Annotated in this window: 1 rRNA gene; it reads left to right on the top strand. The window is 48.9% G+C overall.

Annotated elements, in window-relative coordinates:
* Positions 1–266 (top strand): 23S ribosomal RNA (locus F7018_RS17950); the annotation flags it as partial.

Below are 266 nucleotides of genomic sequence, written 5' to 3'. Positions count from 1 at the left end.
ATAAGGGCGTATGGCGGATGCCTAGGCTTTCAGAGGCGATGAAGGACGCGATAAGCTGCGATAAGCTACGGGGAGAAGCACATATTTTATGATCCGTAGATTTCCGAATGGGGCAACCCAGCATGTTGAAGACATGTTACCCGCAAGGGGGCAAACCTGGTGAACTGAAACATCTAAGTAACCAGAGGAAGAGAAAACAATAGTGATTCCGTTAGTAGTGGCGAGCGAACGCGGATTAGCCCAAACCAATGCTGTTACGGCAGTAT

This window comes from Tenacibaculum aiptasiae, assembly GCF_008806755.1.
GTDB lineage: Bacteria > Bacteroidota > Bacteroidia > Flavobacteriales > Flavobacteriaceae > Polaribacter > Polaribacter aiptasiae.
This window is presented reverse-complemented; position numbering and strand designations above follow the sequence as displayed.